Annotated in this window: 15 protein-coding genes; 10 read left to right on the forward strand and 5 right to left on the reverse strand. The window is 72.9% G+C overall.

The annotated features are described in order from the left end of the window. Positions 1-13 precede the first annotated feature (13 nt). From BLT52_RS07060 to BLT52_RS07090, 7 genes are all read left to right on the forward strand, one after another. Positions 14-502, forward strand: a complete 489-nt coding sequence (locus BLT52_RS07060) for a DUF2243 domain-containing protein (protein WP_172804003.1) — start codon at positions 14-16, stop codon at positions 500-502. Next, positions 495-1,271, forward strand: coding sequence for a cytochrome c oxidase assembly protein (locus tag BLT52_RS07065; protein WP_090591907.1), 777 nt, complete (start codon positions 495-497; stop codon positions 1,269-1,271). Before BLT52_RS07060 ends, BLT52_RS07065 begins: the two co-directional genes overlap by 8 nt. A 150-nt stretch (positions 1,272-1,421) precedes the next feature. Next, positions 1,422-3,017, forward strand: coding sequence for an FAD-dependent oxidoreductase (locus BLT52_RS07070; protein ID WP_197679235.1), 1,596 nt, complete (start codon positions 1,422-1,424; stop codon positions 3,015-3,017). 19 nt (positions 3,018-3,036) lie between these two features. Beyond that, positions 3,037-4,308 carry an ABC transporter substrate-binding protein gene (locus tag BLT52_RS07075; protein ID WP_090591911.1) on the forward strand — a complete coding sequence of 424 codons (1,272 nt, stop codon included), beginning with the start codon at positions 3,037-3,039 and terminating at the stop codon, positions 4,306-4,308. 4 nt (positions 4,309-4,312) lie between these two features. Beyond that, a complete protein-coding gene (locus BLT52_RS07080) occupies positions 4,313-5,230 on the forward strand; it encodes a carbohydrate ABC transporter permease (RefSeq protein WP_231946543.1) in 918 nt (305 codons plus the stop codon). Beyond that, positions 5,220-6,158, forward strand: coding sequence for a carbohydrate ABC transporter permease (locus BLT52_RS07085; protein ID WP_090591914.1), 939 nt, complete (start codon positions 5,220-5,222; stop codon positions 6,156-6,158). The genes BLT52_RS07080 and BLT52_RS07085 overlap by 11 nt, the downstream gene beginning before the upstream one ends. Before the next feature lie 23 nt (positions 6,159-6,181). Continuing rightward, positions 6,182-7,159, forward strand: coding sequence for an acetylxylan esterase (locus BLT52_RS07090; RefSeq protein WP_197679236.1), 978 nt, complete (start codon positions 6,182-6,184; stop codon positions 7,157-7,159). A 2-nt stretch (positions 7,160-7,161) separates the two neighbouring features. On the opposite strand, the gene BLT52_RS07095 is transcribed toward BLT52_RS07090, so the two are convergent. The 3 genes from BLT52_RS07095 to BLT52_RS07105 all read right to left on the reverse strand — a co-directional run bounded on the left by BLT52_RS07095 (position 7,162) and on the right by BLT52_RS07105 (position 10,419). Beyond that, a complete protein-coding gene (locus BLT52_RS07095) occupies positions 7,162-8,337 on the reverse strand; it encodes a zinc-dependent alcohol dehydrogenase (RefSeq protein ID WP_090591916.1) in 1,176 nt (391 codons plus the stop codon). Continuing rightward, positions 8,334-8,810 (reverse strand): SRPBCC family protein, encoded by a 477-nt coding sequence (locus BLT52_RS07100; protein WP_090591919.1) that lies wholly within the window; start codon positions 8,808-8,810, stop codon positions 8,334-8,336. Before BLT52_RS07100 ends, BLT52_RS07095 begins: the two co-directional genes overlap by 4 nt. 154 nt (positions 8,811-8,964) lie before the next feature. After that, entirely contained in the window at positions 8,965-10,419 is a 1,455-nt protein-coding gene (locus BLT52_RS07105) for a hypothetical protein (RefSeq protein ID WP_090591920.1), read from the reverse strand. A 113-nt stretch (positions 10,420-10,532) separates the two neighbouring features. Here BLT52_RS07105 and BLT52_RS07110 point away from each other — a divergent pair, with 113 nt between their 5' ends. Then, positions 10,533-11,546 carry a LacI family DNA-binding transcriptional regulator gene (locus BLT52_RS07110; protein ID WP_090591923.1) on the forward strand — a complete coding sequence of 338 codons (1,014 nt, stop codon included), beginning with the start codon at positions 10,533-10,535 and terminating at the stop codon, positions 11,544-11,546. A 36-nt stretch (positions 11,547-11,582) separates the two neighbouring features. On the opposite strand, the gene BLT52_RS07115 is transcribed toward BLT52_RS07110, so the two are convergent. After that, complete coding sequence (locus BLT52_RS07115) at positions 11,583-12,179, reverse strand: TetR/AcrR family transcriptional regulator (RefSeq protein WP_172804004.1); 597 nt, start codon at positions 12,177-12,179, stop codon at positions 11,583-11,585. 280 nt (positions 12,180-12,459) lie between these two features. On the opposite strand from BLT52_RS07115, the gene BLT52_RS07120 reads away from it, so the two are divergent. Together BLT52_RS07120 and BLT52_RS07125 are read left to right on the forward strand one after the other, a co-directional pair. Next, positions 12,460-15,132, forward strand: coding sequence for a beta-glucosidase (locus BLT52_RS07120; RefSeq protein WP_172804005.1), 2,673 nt, complete (start codon positions 12,460-12,462; stop codon positions 15,130-15,132). Positions 15,133-15,212: 80 nt separating this feature from the next. After that, positions 15,213-16,481 carry a DUF2254 domain-containing protein gene (locus BLT52_RS07125; RefSeq protein ID WP_157677020.1) on the forward strand — a complete coding sequence of 423 codons (1,269 nt, stop codon included), beginning with the start codon at positions 15,213-15,215 and terminating at the stop codon, positions 16,479-16,481. A 13-nt stretch (positions 16,482-16,494) separates the two neighbouring features. On the opposite strand, the gene BLT52_RS07130 is transcribed toward BLT52_RS07125, so the two are convergent. Further along, entirely contained in the window at positions 16,495-17,385 is an 891-nt protein-coding gene (locus BLT52_RS07130; RefSeq protein ID WP_090591931.1) for a glycosyltransferase, read from the reverse strand. Positions 17,386-17,525: the final 140 nt, after the last annotated feature.

Genomic DNA, 17,525 nt, shown 5'->3' on the forward strand with positions numbered 1-17,525 from the left:
CGGAGAGGAACCCGTGACCGACCACGCCGCCCGACGCGCCGCCGTGCCACCCGGCGCCCACCGCGCCCGCAACACCCTCTCGGGGGTGCTGTTCGGCATCGGGCTGGCCGCCTTCGTCGACGAGGTGGTGTTCCACCAGCTGCTCCGCTGGCACCACTTCTACGACCGGGCCAGCACCGACGTCGGGCTGATCTCGGACGGGCTGTTCCACGCCTTCGGCTGGTTCGCCGTGGTGGCCTCGCTGTTCCTCTTCGCCGACCTGCGTCGCCGCGGCGCGCTGTGGTGGACCCGGTGGGTCGCCGGGGTGCTGCTGGGCGCCGGCGGCTTCCAGCTCTACGACGGCCTGGTGCAGCACAAGCTGATGGGGCTGCACCAGATCCGCTACGAGGTCGACCTGCTGCCCTACGACCTCACCTGGAACCTGGTGGCGGTGGTGCTGGTGGTGACCGGTGCGGTGCTGCTGGTGCGGACCCGGGCCGGGGGCGACGCCGTCCGTGCCTGAGCACCACGCGACCGGCGGGCCGTCCCTGCTGGACGTCGCGGTGGTGGTCCTCGCACTGGCGGCCGTCGCCGGCTACCTCTGGGCGGTCGCCGTCGGCCGCGGACGCCGGTGGCCGCGGTGGCGGGTGCTGCTCTGGGTGGCCGGGACGGGAACCGCGGCGCTCGCGGTGACCGGTCCGCTGGCCGAGGCCGCGCACCACTCGTTCCGGGCGCACATGGTGACCCACCTGCTGCTCGGCATGCTGGCCCCGCTGCTGCTCGTGCTGTCGGCGCCGGTGACGGCGCTGCTGCGGGCGCTGCCCGTCCCCGCCGCGCGGGCGGTCACCAGGGCCCTGCGCACACCGCTGCTGCGGGTGCTGACCGACCCCGTGGTCGCGGCGCTGCTCAACGTCGGCGGCCTCTGGGTGCTCTACACCACCAGCCTGTACGCCGCGGTGCACACGAACCCGGTGGTCCACGTCGGGGTGCACCTGCACGTCCTCCTGGCGGGCTACCTGTTCACCGCCGCCACCGTCCGCGCCGACCCGCTGCCGTACCGCAGCCACGCCTACCGCGCCGCGGTGCTGGTCGGCGCCCTCGCCGCCCACGACGTGCTGGCCAAGCACCTCTACGCGCACCCACCGGTCGGGGTGACCGCCGCCCAGGCCGAGTCCGGCTCGGTGCTCATGTACTACGGCGGGGACGCGGTCGACCTCGCCCTGATCGTGCTGCTGTGCGCCAGCTGGTACCGCGCGACCCGCCCCCGGGAGCGGGTCGCCGCCCCGGCCTGAGGCCTGCGCGCTGTCTGCCGGTCCCGCCGCCGCGACCTGGACCGTCGTCCGAGAACTCCTTCACCGCCGTGTGAGCGTCCCTCTTGCAGCCAGTGCTAATACGAGTTAGCGTGCTCCCGGCGGATCCGCCGAGGACTGAGGAGCGTGCTGGTGACCCAGGTCGACGTGCTGGTGGTGGGTGGTGGGCTCGGCGGTGTCGCGGCGGCCCTGGGTGCGCTGCGTCGCGGACGTCGGGTGCTGCTCACCGAGGAGCACGCCTGGCTGGGCGGGCAGCTGACGTCCCAGGGCGTGCCCCCGGACGAGCACGCCTGGGTGGAGCAGTTCGGGGTGACCGCGGGCTACCGCGCCCTGCGCGACGGCATCCGGGACTACTACCGCCGGCACTACCCGCTGACCGAGGCCGCCCGCCGGGACCGGTGGCTCAACCCCGGCTCGGGCACCGTGAGCCGGCTCTGCGCCGAGCCCCGGGTGGCGGTGGCCGTGCTGGAGCAGATGCTCGCCCCGTACCGCTCCACCGGTCAGCTGACGGTGTGGCAGCCCTGGGTGCCCACCGCCGCCGAGACCTCCGAGGACGTGGTGCGCTCGGTCACGCTGCGCCACACCGCCACCGGCGCCGAGCGCACCGTCTCCGCCGACTACGTCCTGGACGCCACCGAGCTGGGGGACCTGCTGCCGCTGACCGGCACCGACCACGTGGTCGGCGCCGAGAGCACCGACGAGCACGGCGAGCCGAGCGCGCCCGCGGTGGCCGACCCGGACAACGTGCAGCCGATCACCTACTGCTTCGCCTTCGACCACGTCGAGGGGGCCGACCACACCATCGAGCGCCCGGCGGGCTACGACTACTGGCGGGAGTACCAGCCCGACTTCTGGGGCGACCGGCTGCTCTCCTTCACCGCCCCCAACCCGCGCACCCGGGTCCCCGAGGTCCGCACCATGGTGGTGAACCCCGCCGTGCCCGCCCCGGACGCCGACCAGAGCGTCTCGGCCGGGGACTCCGACCTGTGGACCTTCCGTCGCATCGTCGCCCGGGCCAACTTCGTGCCCGGCAGCTACGACAGCGACGTGGTGCTGGCCAACTGGCCGATGCTGGACTACCTCGACGCCTCGGTGATCGGGGCCGACGACGTCGCGAAGCACCTCGCCGCGGCCCGCGACCTGTCGCTCAGCTACTTCTACTGGCTGCAGACCGAGGCGCCACGTCCGGACGGCGGACGGGGCTGGCCCGGCCTGCGGATGCGCGGGGACGTGATGGGGACCGACGACGGCCTGGCGATGGCCCCCTACATCCGCGAGTCGCGCCGGATCAGGGCCCTCACCACGGTGACCGAGGGCGACATCTCCGTCGACGTGCGCGGGCACGGTCGTCCGGCGACGTTCCAGGACTCCGTGGGCGTGGGGATGTACCGGATCGACCTGCACCCCTCCACCGGCGGAGACAACTACATCGACGTCCCCTGCGCGCCCTTCGAGATCCCGCTCGGGGCCCTGGTGCCCCGACGCACCACCAACCTGGTCGCCGCGGGCAAGGACATCGGCACCACGCACATCACGAACGGGGCCTACCGGCTCCACCCCGTGGAGTGGAACGTCGGTGAGGCCGCCGGTGAGCTGGCCGCCCTCTGCCTGGACACCGGACGCACACCGCGCGAGGTGGCCACCACCCCCGAGCTGGTCCGCCAGCTGCAGGACCGACTCGTCGCCGCCGGCGTCGAGATCCACTGGCCCGAAGTCCTGGGCTACTGACGCACCAGAAGGAGAACTGATGAGGACAGCAACGAAGCTGGTCACGTGCCTGGCGACGGTGGGTGGCCTGCTGGCCAGCACCGCGTGCGGCGTGGGCGGCACGGCGTCACCGGGTGGGGAGGGTGGCGAGGGCGGCGTGGCCCTGCGGATGTCGGTGTGGACGGCGGACGAGAAGCAGCTCGCGCTCTTCGACTCGATCGCCGCGGAGTACACCGCCAGCCACCCCGAGGTCAGCAGCGTCACCTTCGAGTCGCTGCCCTTCGCCGACTACAACACCACCCTGTCGACCCAGATCGCCGGCGGCAGCGCCCCGGACCTGGCCTGGGTGGGCGACATCGCCGTCGACCTGATGGCCGCCGACGCCCTGGTACCGCTGACCGAGCCCTTCTCGACCGCCGAGGGCTACGACTACCCCGACATCCTGCCCAGCGTGACGCAGGGGTTCAGCAAGGACGGCGAGCTGTACGCCTACCCCTTCTCCAACAGCCCGTTCGCGATGTACGTCAACGCCGACCTGCTGGCCGAGGTGGGCGAGGAGGTGCCCGAGCAGCTGACCTGGGAGGAGGTCGAGCGGATCGGTGCCGAGGTCAGCGAGGAGACCGACGCGGAGGGCTTCGTCATCCGCGACTTCGAGTACTCCTCGTGGATGAGCCTGGCCACCGTGTGGACGGGCTGGGGCGCCACCCCGTGGGAGGGGAGCACCTGCACGATGAACAGCCCGGAGATGACCGAGGCCTTCCAGTTCGTGCACGACGCGGCCTTCGAGTCCGGGGCCATGCCCGGCCCCGGCACCAGCGTGGACTTCTTCGCCGGCGACGCGGCCTTCACCACCGCCCAGGTCTCCCGGGCCGGTCTGATCGACGGCTCCTTCGAGTTCGAGATCCTGCCGCTGCCCGCCGGTCCGGTGGGGGAGTACGCGACCCTCGGCCAGGCCGGGATGGGCGTGATCGCGTCCAGCGAGAACGTCGAGGAGGCCACCGACTTCCTCACCTTCATGACCAACCCCGAGAACTCCGCCAAGCTGGCCCAGTTCTTCCCGCCGCCGCGCAGCTCGCTGCTCAGCGGTGAGAAGCTGGCCGAGGTGAACACGGTGCTGTCGGCCGAGCAGCTGGACCGGGTCGTGGTGCAGGAGCTGCCGGAGGCCGTCTCGCCGCCGGTGCACACCGGTCAGGCCGAGATCGTGCAGACCGGCAAGGAGTCCCTGGACGCGATGTGGACCCCCGACGCCGACGTGAAGGCGGTCCTGGACAGCACCTGCACCGCCATCGAGCCGCTGCTGCAGGCGGAGTGACCGGGTGACCGTCCTGACCACCCCGCGCCCGGCGTCGACGAGGTGGACCCTCCGACGCCGGGACGCGGTGGCCGGCTACCTCTTCGTGCTGCCGCAGCTGGTGGGGATCGTGGCGTTCGTGCTGGTGCCGGTCGTGATGGCGGTGTGGTTCAGCCTCAACGAGTGGAACGTGTTCTCCGGCAGCAGCACCTTCGTCGGCGGGGGCAACTACGCCGCGGTCCTGGCCGACCCCCGGATGCCCTCGGTGCTGGCCGCCACGGCCGTCTTCTCCACCGGTGTCGTGGTGCTCAACCTCGGGGTCGGCATGGCCCTGGCGGTGATGCTCAACCGCAGGATCCCCGGCGGGACGGTCTTCCGCACGCTCTTCTTCTCCCCGGTGGTCATCTCGGTGGTCGCCTGGTCGCTGGTCTGGGGCTTCCTGCTGCAGGACAACGGCTCGATCAACGGCCTGCTGGCCGTGTTCGGCGTGCAGGGACCCAACTGGCTGCTGGGTGGCCCCACCGCGATGCTGTCGGTGGTGGTCACCCAGATGATCCGCAGCGTCGGGGTCAACATGGTGCTGTTCCTGGCCGCCCTGCAGGGGGTGCCGCGCGAGCTCTACGAGGCGGCCAGCATCGACGGCGCCGGCCGGGCGCGCACCTTCTGGCGGATCACGCTCCCGCTGATCTCCCCGACCCTGCTGCTGACCGCGATCCTCACCATCGTGGGTTCGCTGCAGGCCTTCGCGCAGGTCGCCGTCCTCACCGAGGGCGGTCCGGGGACGTCGACGACCGTCCTCGTCTACTACGTGTACCAGCAGGCCTTCCAGTTCAACGACCTCGGCTACGGCTCGACGCTGTCGCTGATGCTGCTGACCTTCGTGCTGGTGCTGACCGTGGTGCAGTGGCAGCTGCGCCGGAAGTGGGTGTTCCATGAGCAGTGAGACCAGCACCGTGACCACCGGGCCCCCGCCTCCCCCGGTGACCCCCGGGCCCTCGGCCGTCGGGGCCCCGGTCAGCCTGGCGCCCGGGAGGCGCCGTCCGGGTTCGTGGTGGCGGACGGCCCTGCTGGTGGTCGCGCTGACCGTGCTCGTGGTCCCGTTCGCGGTGCCGACGCTGTGGATGATCGCCTCGTCGTTCAAGCCGCTCAACGAGATCTTCGCCAACCCGCCGCGGCTGCTGCCGGTGGCCCCGACGCTGGACTCCTACCGGGAGGCGTTCGCCTTCCAGCCCTTCGCCCGCCAGTACGCCAACAGCCTCTACCTGGCCGTCACGGTCACCGTCATCACGCTGCTGGTCTCCAGCCTGGCCGGGTTCGCCTTCGCCCGGATCCCCTTCCCGGGGAAGAACGCGGTCTTCCTGGTGGTGCTGGTGGGTCTGCTGGTGCCGACCGAGGTGACGATCATCCCGCTGTTCCAGATGTTCCGGCAGCTGGGCCTGGTGAACACGCACGTGCCGCTGATCGTGGTCCCGGCCTTCGGTGCCTCCGCGGTGCTGGCCACGTTCATCATGCGCCAGTTCTTCCTGGCGCTGCCGGTCGAGCTGGAGGAGGCCGCGCGGCTGGACGGTCTGGGCCGGTTGGGGATGTGGTGGCGCATCTTCCTGCCGCTGGCCCGCCCGGCGCTCTCGGCGGTCACCATCCTGACCTTCCTCGGCTCCTGGAACATGTACCTGGAGCCGACGGTCTACCTGACCACGCCGGAGCTGTTCACCCTGCCGCAGGCGCTGACCCGCTACACCGACGCCTACGGTGGCGAGATGTGGGACACCCAGCTCGCGGCGGCCACCATGACGGTGGTGCCGGTGCTGGTGGTCTTCCTGCTGGCCCAGCGCCAGTTCGTCGAGGGCCTGGCCCACTCCGGGCTCAGGTAGCCGCCTGACCGCAGAGGAGGACCGTGTACACCGACATGCCGCTGGCGGCGCTGCGCGAGCACCGCAGCACCGTGCAGACACCGGAGGACTTCGAGGAGTTCTGGACGTCCACGCTGGCCTCGGCCCGGGCCGCGGCCCGACCGGCCGAGGTGCGTCCGGTGGCCACCGTGCTCCGCGACGTCACGGTGCTCGACGTCGAGCTCAGCGGCTTCGCCGGGGACCGCGTCCGCGGCTGGCTGCTGCTGCCGCCGGGGGCGGGCCCGGAGGCGCCGGTACCCGGGGTGGTGGAGTACCTGGGCTACGGCGCCGGGAGGGGCAACCCGCTGGAGCACCTCAGCGTCACCGCGGCCGGGTACGCCCACCTGGTGATGGACACCCGCGGCCAGGGGGCCGGCCGGCTCCAGGGCCCGGGGGTGACAGGTGACCCCCACCCGAGCGGGCCGGCCTACCCGGGAGTGCTGACCCGTGGCATCGAGTCCCCGGAGAGCTGCTACTACCGCCGGCTGTTCACCGACGCGGTGCTCGCCGTCGACGTGCTGGCCGACCACCCGGCGGTGGACGCGACCCGGCTGGCGGTGCAGGGAGGGTCGCAGGGCGGGGCGACCGCGCAGGCGGTGGCCGCGCTGCGGGACGACCTCACCGCGTGCTTCGCCTGGGTGCCGTTCCTCAGCGACGTGGCCCGGGCCATCACCATCACCGACCAGACGCCCTACGTCGAGCTGGCCCGCTACCTGTCCAGCCAGCGCACCATGGTCGAGGCCGTCACGCGGACGCTGGCCTACGTCGACGGGGTCGTCTTCGCCAGCACCTCCCGCACCCCGACCTGGTACTCGGTGGGGCTGATGGACCCCGTCTGCCCGCCGTCGACGGTCTTCGCGAGCCACAACGCCCACCCCGGGCCTAAGGAGATCGCCGTCTGGCCCTTCAACGGCCACGAGGGCGGCGGCGTGGAGGACCGGGCCGCCGCCCTCACCGTGCTGGCGGGACTGTTCGCGCGCTGAGGTCAGCCGTGAGGCCGGAAGACGGCGCGGACGCAGCCGTCCTCCTTGTCCTTGAACATCTGGTAGCCCTTCGGGCCGTCCTCCAGCGGCATCACGTGGGTGGCCAGGTGGGACGTCTGCAGCGTCCCGGCCGCCATCCGCTCGAGGATCTCGGGGATGTAGCGCTGCCCGTGCATCTGCGCCCCGCGCAGGGTCAGCCCCTTGTTCATCACCGCGCCGATCGGGAACTTGTCCGCCAGCGCGCCGAAGACGCCGAGGGTGAAGACGGTGCCTCCCTTGCGGCAGGCGTGGATGGCCTCGCGGAGCGCGTTCGGGCGCTCGGTCTGCAGCCGCAGCTGCTGCTTGACCTGGTCGTAGAGGTAGGCGGGACCGGTGCCGTGCGCCTCCATCCCCACCGCCTCGATGCAGACGTCGGGGCCCCGGCCGCCGCTGAGCTCCCGCAGCTCCGCGCCGATGTCGGTCTCCTCGTAGTTGAGCGTCTCCGCGCCGACGTGCTGCTCGGCCTGCCGCAGCCGGTTGGCGAGGCGGTCGATGACCACGACCCGCTCGGCGCCGCGGGTCCAGGCCGCGGCCGCCGCCATCTGGCCGACGCCGCCGGCGCCCCAGACGGCGACCACGTCACCGGGACGCACCTCGCCCAGGTCGGCCCCGGTCCAGCCGGTGGGGGCCGCGTCGGAGGCGAACAGCGCCGTCATGTCGTCCACGCCGTCGGGCACTGGGAACGCGCCGTGGTCGGCGTAGGGGACGCGGACGTACTGCGCGTGGCTGCCGGCGTGACCGCCCATGGCGTGGGAGTAGCCGAAGCAGCCGCCGGGGGCGAAGCCCCACAGCGCCTCGGTGATCGCCGGGTTGGGGTTGCCGTTGTCGCACAGCGAGAACAGCTGCTGCGTGCAGTACCAGCAGCGTCCGCAGCTGACGAAGGAGCAGACGACCACCCGGTCACCGACCCGGTGCTTGCGGACGGCGGTCCCCACCTCGACGACCTCGCCGACGAACTCGTGGCCCATCACGTCACCGGCCCGCATGAACGGGATGTAGCCGCCGATCAGGTGCAGGTCCGAGCCGCAGCTGGTGGTCAGCGTCACCTTGAGGACGACGTCCTCGGCGTTGAGGATCCGCGGGTCCTCGACCGTCTCCACCGACGTCTCGTTGACCCCGGTCCAGCACAGCGCCCTCACAGCCGTCCCTCCTCGTCCGCCCGCTCCGTGACCTTCTCCAGCAGCGCACCGCCCGGGGTGGCGCTGCGCGGGCCGTGCGGGGCCGGGTCGACCACCAGCACCTCACCGACCTCCAGCAGCTGCTTGCTGTGCCGCAGCGCGGAGCGCAGCTCCTGCTGGGGCGCGTCGCCGCCGAGCCGGCGGGCCGCACCGGCCAGCCCGCCGCGCGGGGGCTGACGCAGGCGGGCGGCGATCTCGGTGCCCTTGTCCCCCGGGGCCGGGCGCACCACGACCTCGATGCGGTCGCCGAGCCCGGCCAGCGGCGCGGGCAGGCGTCCGCCCGGAGCCACCTCCTCCTGGGGCAGGTGGACGGAGACCACCAGCCACCGCTCCCTGGACGTCCCGCCCTCGGCGGAGGGGGACCTGACCGCACCCAGCACCCGCCGCAGCACCACCCCACCGGCACCCACGACGCCGTTCACGACCTTGTGCATCCGCCCACCCCTCCTCGTCCTGGCCTGGACCCGCAGGTACCCGGTGCGGGGGCGGCGAACCGGGTCCGGTCGCGTCAGCACCGCCCACCCGCGTGGACCTGCGGGTGGGCGGTGGGGTGGGGTGGGGGGTGGGTGACGCGGGGGAGGGGTGCCGTCAGCTGGCGATCACCACGCGACGGCCGCCGGGGAAGACGGCGACCTTCTCCCAGCGTCCCTCGGCGACCTCCTCCCAGCCCTCGTTGACGCCGGACTCCGGGGCGGGCACCTGGGCCACGGCACGGTGGTGGCTGGTGAAGCCGCGGTGGTCCTCCGTGCGGTCACCGGGGAGCTCGATGGAGGAGCGGTACCCGCGGTCGACCACCAGGTCGGTGGGCACCCGGCCGTTGTTGAGCTCCAGGGTCGGGTGGATCAGGCGGGTGCTGCGGGCGTCGGTGCCCAGCTCGACGGCCAGCTGCTCGGGGTACTTGGTGACCACACCGAAGTAGCCGCCCACGACCGTCAGGTTGCGGACGTGGAAGTCCGGCCCCTCCTCGCGCAGCCCGACACCCAGGCAGTGCGCCCCCGAGGTCGGGAAGAAGTTGGGGTTGACGATCAGGTGGCTGATGCCGGCCTCGATCAGGATCTCGTGGCTGCCCCTGGAGCCCTCGGAGCGGAAGTTGATCAGCGTCAGACCCGAGTTCACCGACCGCCGGTTCTCGTTGCGCACCGACTGCAGGCCGACGGTGCCGCCGATGGCCTGGCAGTCCAGCAGCGTCATGTTGGTCGGGGCCAGCAGGAACCCGCCGAGCGTGGGGGAGATCGCCTCCACGTTGGTCATCGAGCCGCCGATGGAGGCCTTGGTCGAGTCCTCGACGCCCCAGCGTCCCGGGGCCACGATCTTGATCCGGTCCCAGGAGTTGGCGTAGGAGTACTCGTCGTCGAGACCGGAGACGAAGGTGGCCCGCTCGCGGAAGATGCCCGAGCCGCCGGTGCGCTGGATCCACAGGTTGCGGAACTCGCAGTTCACCAGTGAGCGGAGGTAGAGGCCGTGCCCGCCACCGGGGGTGCCCTGCAGCTGCAGGTCGGCCAGGGTGACGCCGGTGGCCTTGTTGTTGTTAGCCGGACCCGCCTTGTCGCCCACGTGGCCGGAGACCGTGACGATGTCGGCCGTGGAGCCCGGCAGCTGGTTGATGCGGGTCTGCCGCATGCCCGCCCCGGTGATCTTCGGGCCGGCGTAGCCGTAGGGCAGCCCGTTCTCGTTCTGGGTCGGGAAGCCGCGGTAGTCCACCGACAGCCCGCGCACCCAGATGTCGCCGGCCGGGAGCACCACCTGCCCGCCGTCGGCGCTCATCGCCTTGTCGATCACGGCCTGCAGGGCGTCGGTGTTGTCCGCGCCGGGGGTGTAGTCGAACCCGAACTCGCGGTCCAGCGGTGAGAGCGGGGCGTCGACGACCCGGATGCGTCCGGGCCGTCGCGGCGGCTCGGCCGCAGCCGGGCGGGCGGCGCCCAGGGCCACCCCGGTGCCGACCACGGCCGCGGCGGCGAGGGCCGAGGCCCTGAGGAGGTCGCGCCGGGGCGAGCCGACGGCCCGCCCGTCGTCGGTGGGGATGGTGGGAGCGTTCTGGTCCATGCTGGTGACCTTTCCTCGTTGACTGATCGCCGGATACCGTGACGGTAGCCTCGGAAGCGCCCGCGTTTCCAGACGTAATACCTATTTGCAGACGAACTGCCGGAGGAGGTGGGATGCCCAGGGTCACCCAGAAGGACATCGCGCGGCTGGCCGGCGTGAGCCAGACCACCGTCTCCTTCGTGCTCAACGAGCGCGAGGAGAACCTCAGCCGGGTGCCGGCCGAGACCCGGGCGCGGGTGCTGCGGGTGATCCAGGAGACCGGCTACGTCGCGGACCCGATCGCCCGGAGGCTGCGCCTGGGTGGCACCCGGATGATCGGCGTGTACACCTTCGAGGCGCTGTTCCCGGCCGAGCGCGAGGACTTCTTCTTCCCGGTGCTGGCCGGCATCGAGGCCGAGGCGCAACGGCGCGACCACGACCTGCTGCTCCTCACCGGTGGTCGCTCCGACGGGCGACCCGCGGGCCTGGCCAACGGGTCCACCCGGCTCCGGCTGGCCGACGCGTGCATCCTGCTCGGTCAGTACGTCCCGGTCGCGGACCTGGAGCACCTGATCGGCGTGGGCTACCCCTTCGTCTCGGTCGGGCGCCGCGACGACGTCTCCGCCGGCCCGGTGCCGTGGGTGGCCGCCGACTACGCCACCGCGGTGGCGGACCTGGTCGGGCGGGCGCGGGCGCAGGGGCACCAGCGCTTCGCCTACCTGGGCTACGGGCGCGGGGCCGTGTCCTACGTCGACCGGCTGGCCGGCTTCCACCGGGCGGTGCCCGGGGGGATGGTGGTGGAGCCGGTGGGGGACCCCCAGGAGTGGTGCGAGCGGCTGCTCGGGCAGGGGGTGACGGCGGTGCTGGCCGAGCAGGCCGAGCAGGTGGACAAGCTGCTGCGCGCCCTGGCGACGCGTGGGCTGCAGGTGCCGGACGACCTCTCGCTGATCAGCCTGTCCGGGTCCCCCGAGCTCGACGGGGACGTCGCCGGCTTCACCCTGCCCCGTCGCGAGATGGGCGCCCGTGCGCTGGTGGTGCTGACCGAGGGCCGGGACGTCTCACCGACGCGTCCGGACGGGTCGGTGGTCCAGGAGCTGCTCGGCTGCAGCCACCGTCCGGGCCGGACCCTGGCTGCGCCGCCGGTCTGACGGGCACCGCCGCGGTGCGCCGGCGGGATGGCGCGCTCAGCCGATGTCGGCGTAGAGCGCGAGGTGGGCGCGGACCTCGGCGGCGAGGTCGACCGCGTCGGGCTCGAGCAGGAACTGCAGGGTCAGGCCCTCCCGCACGGCGGACAGGTGCAGCGCGGCGACCTCCGGCGGCACGCTCCCGTGGTAGCGACCACGCTCGGCCAGGTCCTGCAGGGCGCTGGTGAGGCGCTCGCGCACCTCACGGAACCAGCGCACGTAGTACCCGTGCGCCGGGTTGGTCGGTGAGGTGGCCTCGGCGCAGAGCCGGTAGAACATGCGCATCCGGGCGACGTCGCGGACGTCGCGCTCGGCCACCCCCATCAGACCGCGGAAGAACTCCAGGCTGTCGCCGCTCTCCAACCGGTGGTCGGTGGCCGTGTCGGCCAGGTCGTGGTCGAGGACGGCCTCGAGCAGGGCGGTCTTGTCGGGGAAGTGGTGCAGCAGCCCCTGGTGCGTGATCCCGGCGCGCGAGGCGATGTCCCGCAGCGAGGAGCCCTGGTAGCCGGACTCGCCGAACGCCTCCTGGGCCGCGGTCAGGATCTGGTGACGGCGCAGCTCGGTGGCCGCTGCCCGGACGCGCGGCCTGCGCTTCACGGGCACGTCGTCGGTGAGCGGCACCGGTACCCACCTGCCTTCCCTGGCTCGGCGACGAGCCTCCGGCGGTCAATGTACGCGAGGCGTCTGTGCGTGCGTTCGGTTCCTTGCCGGGTGGCAGACGTTTGTCTGCCACCTGGCAGGTCACCGTGCTACGGTCCTCCCGCCGCTGAGCCGCCGGGGTGCGATGGACCCCGCCGGTCGGCAGCGGTGTCTCGGGGGAGACCGGTCACACGCAGTGCAGCACGCCGCTCCCGCCACCTCTCAGATCGGAGCACCCGTGCCCACGACCCCTTCCCGACGCCGCAGGTTCGGCGTGGCCCTCGCCGCGCTGGCCACCACCGTGGCCGTGGCCTTCTCGGCCGTCCCGCCGGCCCAGGCGGACCCGGCCGACCCCTGGATGGACACCCGCCTCAGCAGCGACCAGCGGGCCGCCCTCGTCCTGGCGGAGATGACCCTCGAGCAGAAGGTCGCCCTGCTGGTGCAGACCGGCGGCCAGGGGGTGCCCGAGCTGGGCATCCCGGCCATCCGCGGCAAGGACGCCTCCAACGGCGTCAACCTGCCCCTCGGCTCGACCGCGCTCCCGGTGGGTGTGGCGCTGGCCTCCACCTTCGACGACCGGCTGGCCGTGGAGTACGGCGCGGTCGGTGCCCGTGAGGCCCGCGCGGCCGGTCACAACTCCGTCGCCGCCCCCTCGCTGGACCTGGCCCGCACCCCCTGGAACGGGCGGCTCTGGGAGAGCACCGGGGAGGACCCGCTGCTGACCGGCCGCATCGCGAGCGGGCAGACCAACGGCATCCAGGGCGAGGACGTCCCGGCCGAGGCCAAGCACTACAACGTCTACCACCAGGAGACCCGCCGCGGTCACGTCGACGCCGTGCTCGACGAGCGCACGCTGCAGGAGGTGTACACCCGCCCCTGGGAGAAGCTGGTCGACGAGGCCAACCCCTCCTCGGTGATGTGCTCGTTCAACAAGGTCAACGGCGAGTTCGGCTGCGGCAGCAGGCTGCTGCTCACCACGATCCTCAAGGAGCAGCTGGGCTTCAAGGGCTACGTGCAGACCGACTTCAACGCCGCCCACGGCTTCGACGACTACGCCGCCGGGATGGACACCTCCGGTGAGCAGCTCACCTTCTCCGGTGCGAACCTGGAGCAGGCCGTCCTCGACGGCCGGGTCGAGGAGGCCCGGGTGACCGACGCCGTGCGCCGGGTGCTGTGGTCGATGTTCGAGTTCGGCATCATCGACAACCCGCCGGTCGGCTCCTTCGTCAACCCGATGCCCGCCGCCCAGGCGCTGCCGCAGTCGATGATCGAGGCCGGCAACCGGGTGGCGACCGAGGTCGGGGCCAAGGGCACCGTGCTGCTCAAGAACGACGCCCGCCAGCTGCCGCTGGGTGGGGACGTGAGGTCCATCGCCGTGATCGGCTCCGACGCCGACCACTACATCGACGGTGGCGGCAGCGCCGCCGTGGCCACCCCGACCCGCCTGACCACCATCCTGGACGGCCTGACCGCCCGGGCCGGCTCCGGCACCACCGTCCGCCACGCCGCCGGCACCGACCCGGTGTCCACCGGGGACACCCTGGCCGGGCCGGCGCCCATCCCCTCCAGCGTGCTGACCGGGGTCAGGGCCTCCTACCACCGCGGCATCAACAGCCAGGCCACCCCGGCCTGGACCACCCGCGAGGAGAAGCAGATCAACCTCCGCGCCGGCCTGTCCAACGACACCGTCAACACCTCCCAGGTGCGGGGGCTGCCCTGGCCGCTGCCGGTGGAGCCGATGTCGGTGCGCTGGACCGCGACGCTCTCCGCGCCGGCCACCGGCTCCTACGGCCTCTCTCTCACCCACCTCGGCACCGCCCGCCTCTACCTCGACGGCGAGCTCGTGCTGGAGGGGGACGCGTCCGGCTACGCAACCGACACCGTCCAGGTGGACCTGGTGGAGGGGCGCCCGGTCGACGTCCGGGTGGACTACACCACCGACGACCCCAACCAGTTCGACGGTGGCCTCAACGACCAGCCCGGCGCCATGGTGCGTCTCGGCTGGACGCCTCCGGCCGACGTGCTCTCCCCGCAGGTCCGCGAGGCCGTCGAGCTCGCCCGGGACTCCGAGGTGGCTGTCGTGGTCGCCCGCGACTACACCGGTGAGGCCGCCGACCGCGCCGACCTCACCCTGCCGCAGGACCAGGACCGCCTGATCCGCGAGGTGGCCGCGGTCAACCCGCGCACCGTGGTCGTGCTCGCCACCAGCGGTGCGGTGCTGATGCCCTGGCTCGACCAGGTCCCGGCCGTGGTGGAGGCCTGGTACGGCGGCCAGACCCAGGGCACGAGCGTCGCCGCGGTGCTGTACGGCGACGTCAACCCCTCCGGCAGGCTGCCCATCACCTTCCCGGCCAGCGAGGACCAGCCGCAGGAGATGGGGGTCGCCAGCCCGTTCGCCGACGTCGACGAGCTCAGCCCCACGACGACCTACGACGACGGCATCCACATCGGCTACCGGGGCTACGCGAAGGCGGGCCTGGAGCCGCTGTTCCCCTTCGGCCACGGCCTGTCCTACAGCCGCTTCGACTACGCCAAGCTGAAGACCAAGGACGTCAAGGTCGCCGACGCCACCAAGCCCAGGGGCCGGGACAGGCAGCCGCGCGGTCTGCAGGCCAGCGTGAGCGTCGAGGTGACCAACACCAGCCGGGTCGCCGGCTCCGACGTCGTCCAGGTCTACGTCGGCACGCTGCCCACGGCGCAGGACACCCCGGTCAGGCAGCTGGCCGGCTACGCCCGCGTCGACCTGCAGCCCGGTCGCAAGGGCAAGGTCGAGGTCGCCCTCGACGACCGGTCCCTGCAGTACTGGGACGAGCGGGCCGACCGGTGGGTGACCCCGACCGGCACGGTGGCCGTCTACGTCGGCGGCTCCGCGGCCGAGGCCCGTCTGGCGGGGAGCATCACCCTCCGCTGAGCCCCCGCTCCTCCCGCAGTGCCCGAGCGCGCCCGGCCGGACCTCCACCACGGACCGGCCGGGCGTGCCTACCCTGCGGTGTGCGTACCCTCCGTCACCGCGCCCTCGGCGCCGTCGACTCCTTCTGGTTCCTGCCCGCCCTGCTGGTGGCCGCCGCCCTGGTGCTGGCCGAGCTGGTGGTCACCCTGGACCGCTCCTTCAGCCGCGAGCTGTCGGACCTGCCCTTCATCAGCGGGATGGGGGCGTCGGGCAGCCGTGACCTGCTGGCGGCCGTCGGCGGCTCGATGCTCGGCGTCGCCGCCACCGCCTTCTCCATCACCATCTCGGTGATCGCCACCGCCAGCTCCACCTACGGGCCGCGCCTGGTGCGCAACTTCATGGCCGACCGGGGCAACCAGGTGGTCCTGGGCGTCTTCGGGGCCACCTTCATCTACACCCTGATGGTGCTGCGGACGGTGCGCGCCGAGGAGGGCGACACCTTCGTGCCGCACCTCGCCGTCACGCTGGCCATCGGGCTGGCCGTGGTGGACGTGGCCGTGCTCGTCTACTTCATCCACCACATCGCCGACTCGATCCAGGTGCCGACCCTGGTCTCGCAGGTGCTGGGCGACCTGCAGCGGTGCTCGGTGGGGGAGGACCCGCGACCCAGCCGCCAGGTCGAGCAGCTGCCCGGGGGCGCCCCGACGACCACCGTCCGGGCCGAGCACCACGGGTTCCTGCGCCACGTCGACCGCGCCTCGCTCGTGACCATGGCCGAGCGCCGGGACGCGCTCGTCCAGCTGCTGCCCGCCGTGGGGGACCACGTGATCGCCGGCGACGCGCTCGCCCACGTCTGGGCGCGGGGTGACGGGGAGGAGGTGCAGGACCTCGAGCAGGGCGTCCGGCGCCACCTGACCTTCGGCCCCTCCCGCACCCCCGACCAGGACCTCCGCTACGCCGCCCGGCAGCTGGTCGAGATGGCGGTCCGGGCGCTGTCCCCGAGCACCAACGACCCCTACACCGCCACCAACGCCGTCCTCGAGCTGGGCACCGGCCTGGCGCCCCGGCTGGCGTCCGAGGACGTGGCCAACGGCTACGAGCAGGGCGGCGAGCTGCGGCTGGTCGACTCCCCGGTACCGGCGGTGGAGCTCGTCCGCGGCGTGTTCGACCAGCTCCGCCCGCACGCGGCCAGCTCGCCGGAGATGGTGCTCGCGCTGCTGGACCTGAAGCGGGTGCTGGCCACGGGCACCGAGCGGGGTGACGTCCTGGCCGAGCTGCACCGGCAGGAGGCGGTGCTGCGCCGGGCCTTCGCCGCGACCGGTCCCGACCCCTACGACCGGGAGCGGGTGGAGCAGCACCGCACCCGCTGACCGGCGGCGGACCTCAGGCGGCGGCCTCGCCCGGTTCGGGCGTGCCGACCAGCAGGGTGCGTCCGATCCGGGCCGGCCAGTAGATGCCCCGCAGCACCCGCGGCGGGACCCGCAGGTGCCAGTGGCTGACGTCGTGCTGGGCGTAGGTCCGCTCGAAGCGGTGGGTGTAGTCCCAGTAGGAGGCCGGGGGGGTGTACAGGCGGCGGAGCGAGACGCCGGCCCGCACCATCGGGGCGTAGGTCACCCGGAGGCCGGCCTGGTAGAGGTGGATGGCGAGGTCGATGTCCTCGTGCAGGAGGTCGTCGGGGTCGAGGCAGGCGGTCGGCTCGATGGTGCGCCAGGCGCTGGCCCGGATGGCCATGTTGCTGCCGTAGAGGAAGGGGTACTGCGTGCCCAGCCCGTGCAGGGCCCGGCGGACCGGGTGGTCCGACAGCCGGTGGGCCAGGCGGAGCGGGACGTCGTAGTAGCTGACCGGTCCGGTCAGCGCCGCGGTGCCGGGGTCGCTCATCCGCTCGGCCACCCGCTGCACCCAGTCCGGGGCGACCACGGTGTCGGCGTCGATCCGCCCCAGCACGTCACCGGTCGCGGCGGCGAAGCCGGCGTTGCGGGTGGGGACCAGCCCCTGCAGGACGTCCTGGTGCACCAGCCGGATCGGTGCCCACGGGTGCTCGGCGGCCAGCCGGCGGACGACCTCGGCGGTCCGGTCGGTGGAGCGGTTGTCCACCACCAGCACCTCGGCCGGGAGCACCGTCTGGTGGACCGCGGCCAGCACGCACCGCTCGATCACGGCCTCCTCGTCGTAGGCCGGGATGACGACGGAGACGGTCGGGAGGGTCCGCGAGGGGAGGCGCTGAGGTGACCGTCGGCGCCTCGTCGCGCGGCTCTGCTCGAGCCTGGTGGTCATGGTCTCGTCCTCCCGGGGGCCACGGCGCAGACGGCCTGCGGGTCCACGGCCCCATCATGGCCCACCGGAGCACCACCGCCCGGTCAGCAGGACCGGTGGGTCCGTGACGGACCGGTGAACGGCCGGCGCCGGGCCGTCGC

It is taken from the genome of Auraticoccus monumenti (assembly GCF_900101785.1).
Taxonomy (GTDB): Bacteria; Actinomycetota; Actinomycetes; order Propionibacteriales; family Propionibacteriaceae; genus Auraticoccus; species Auraticoccus monumenti.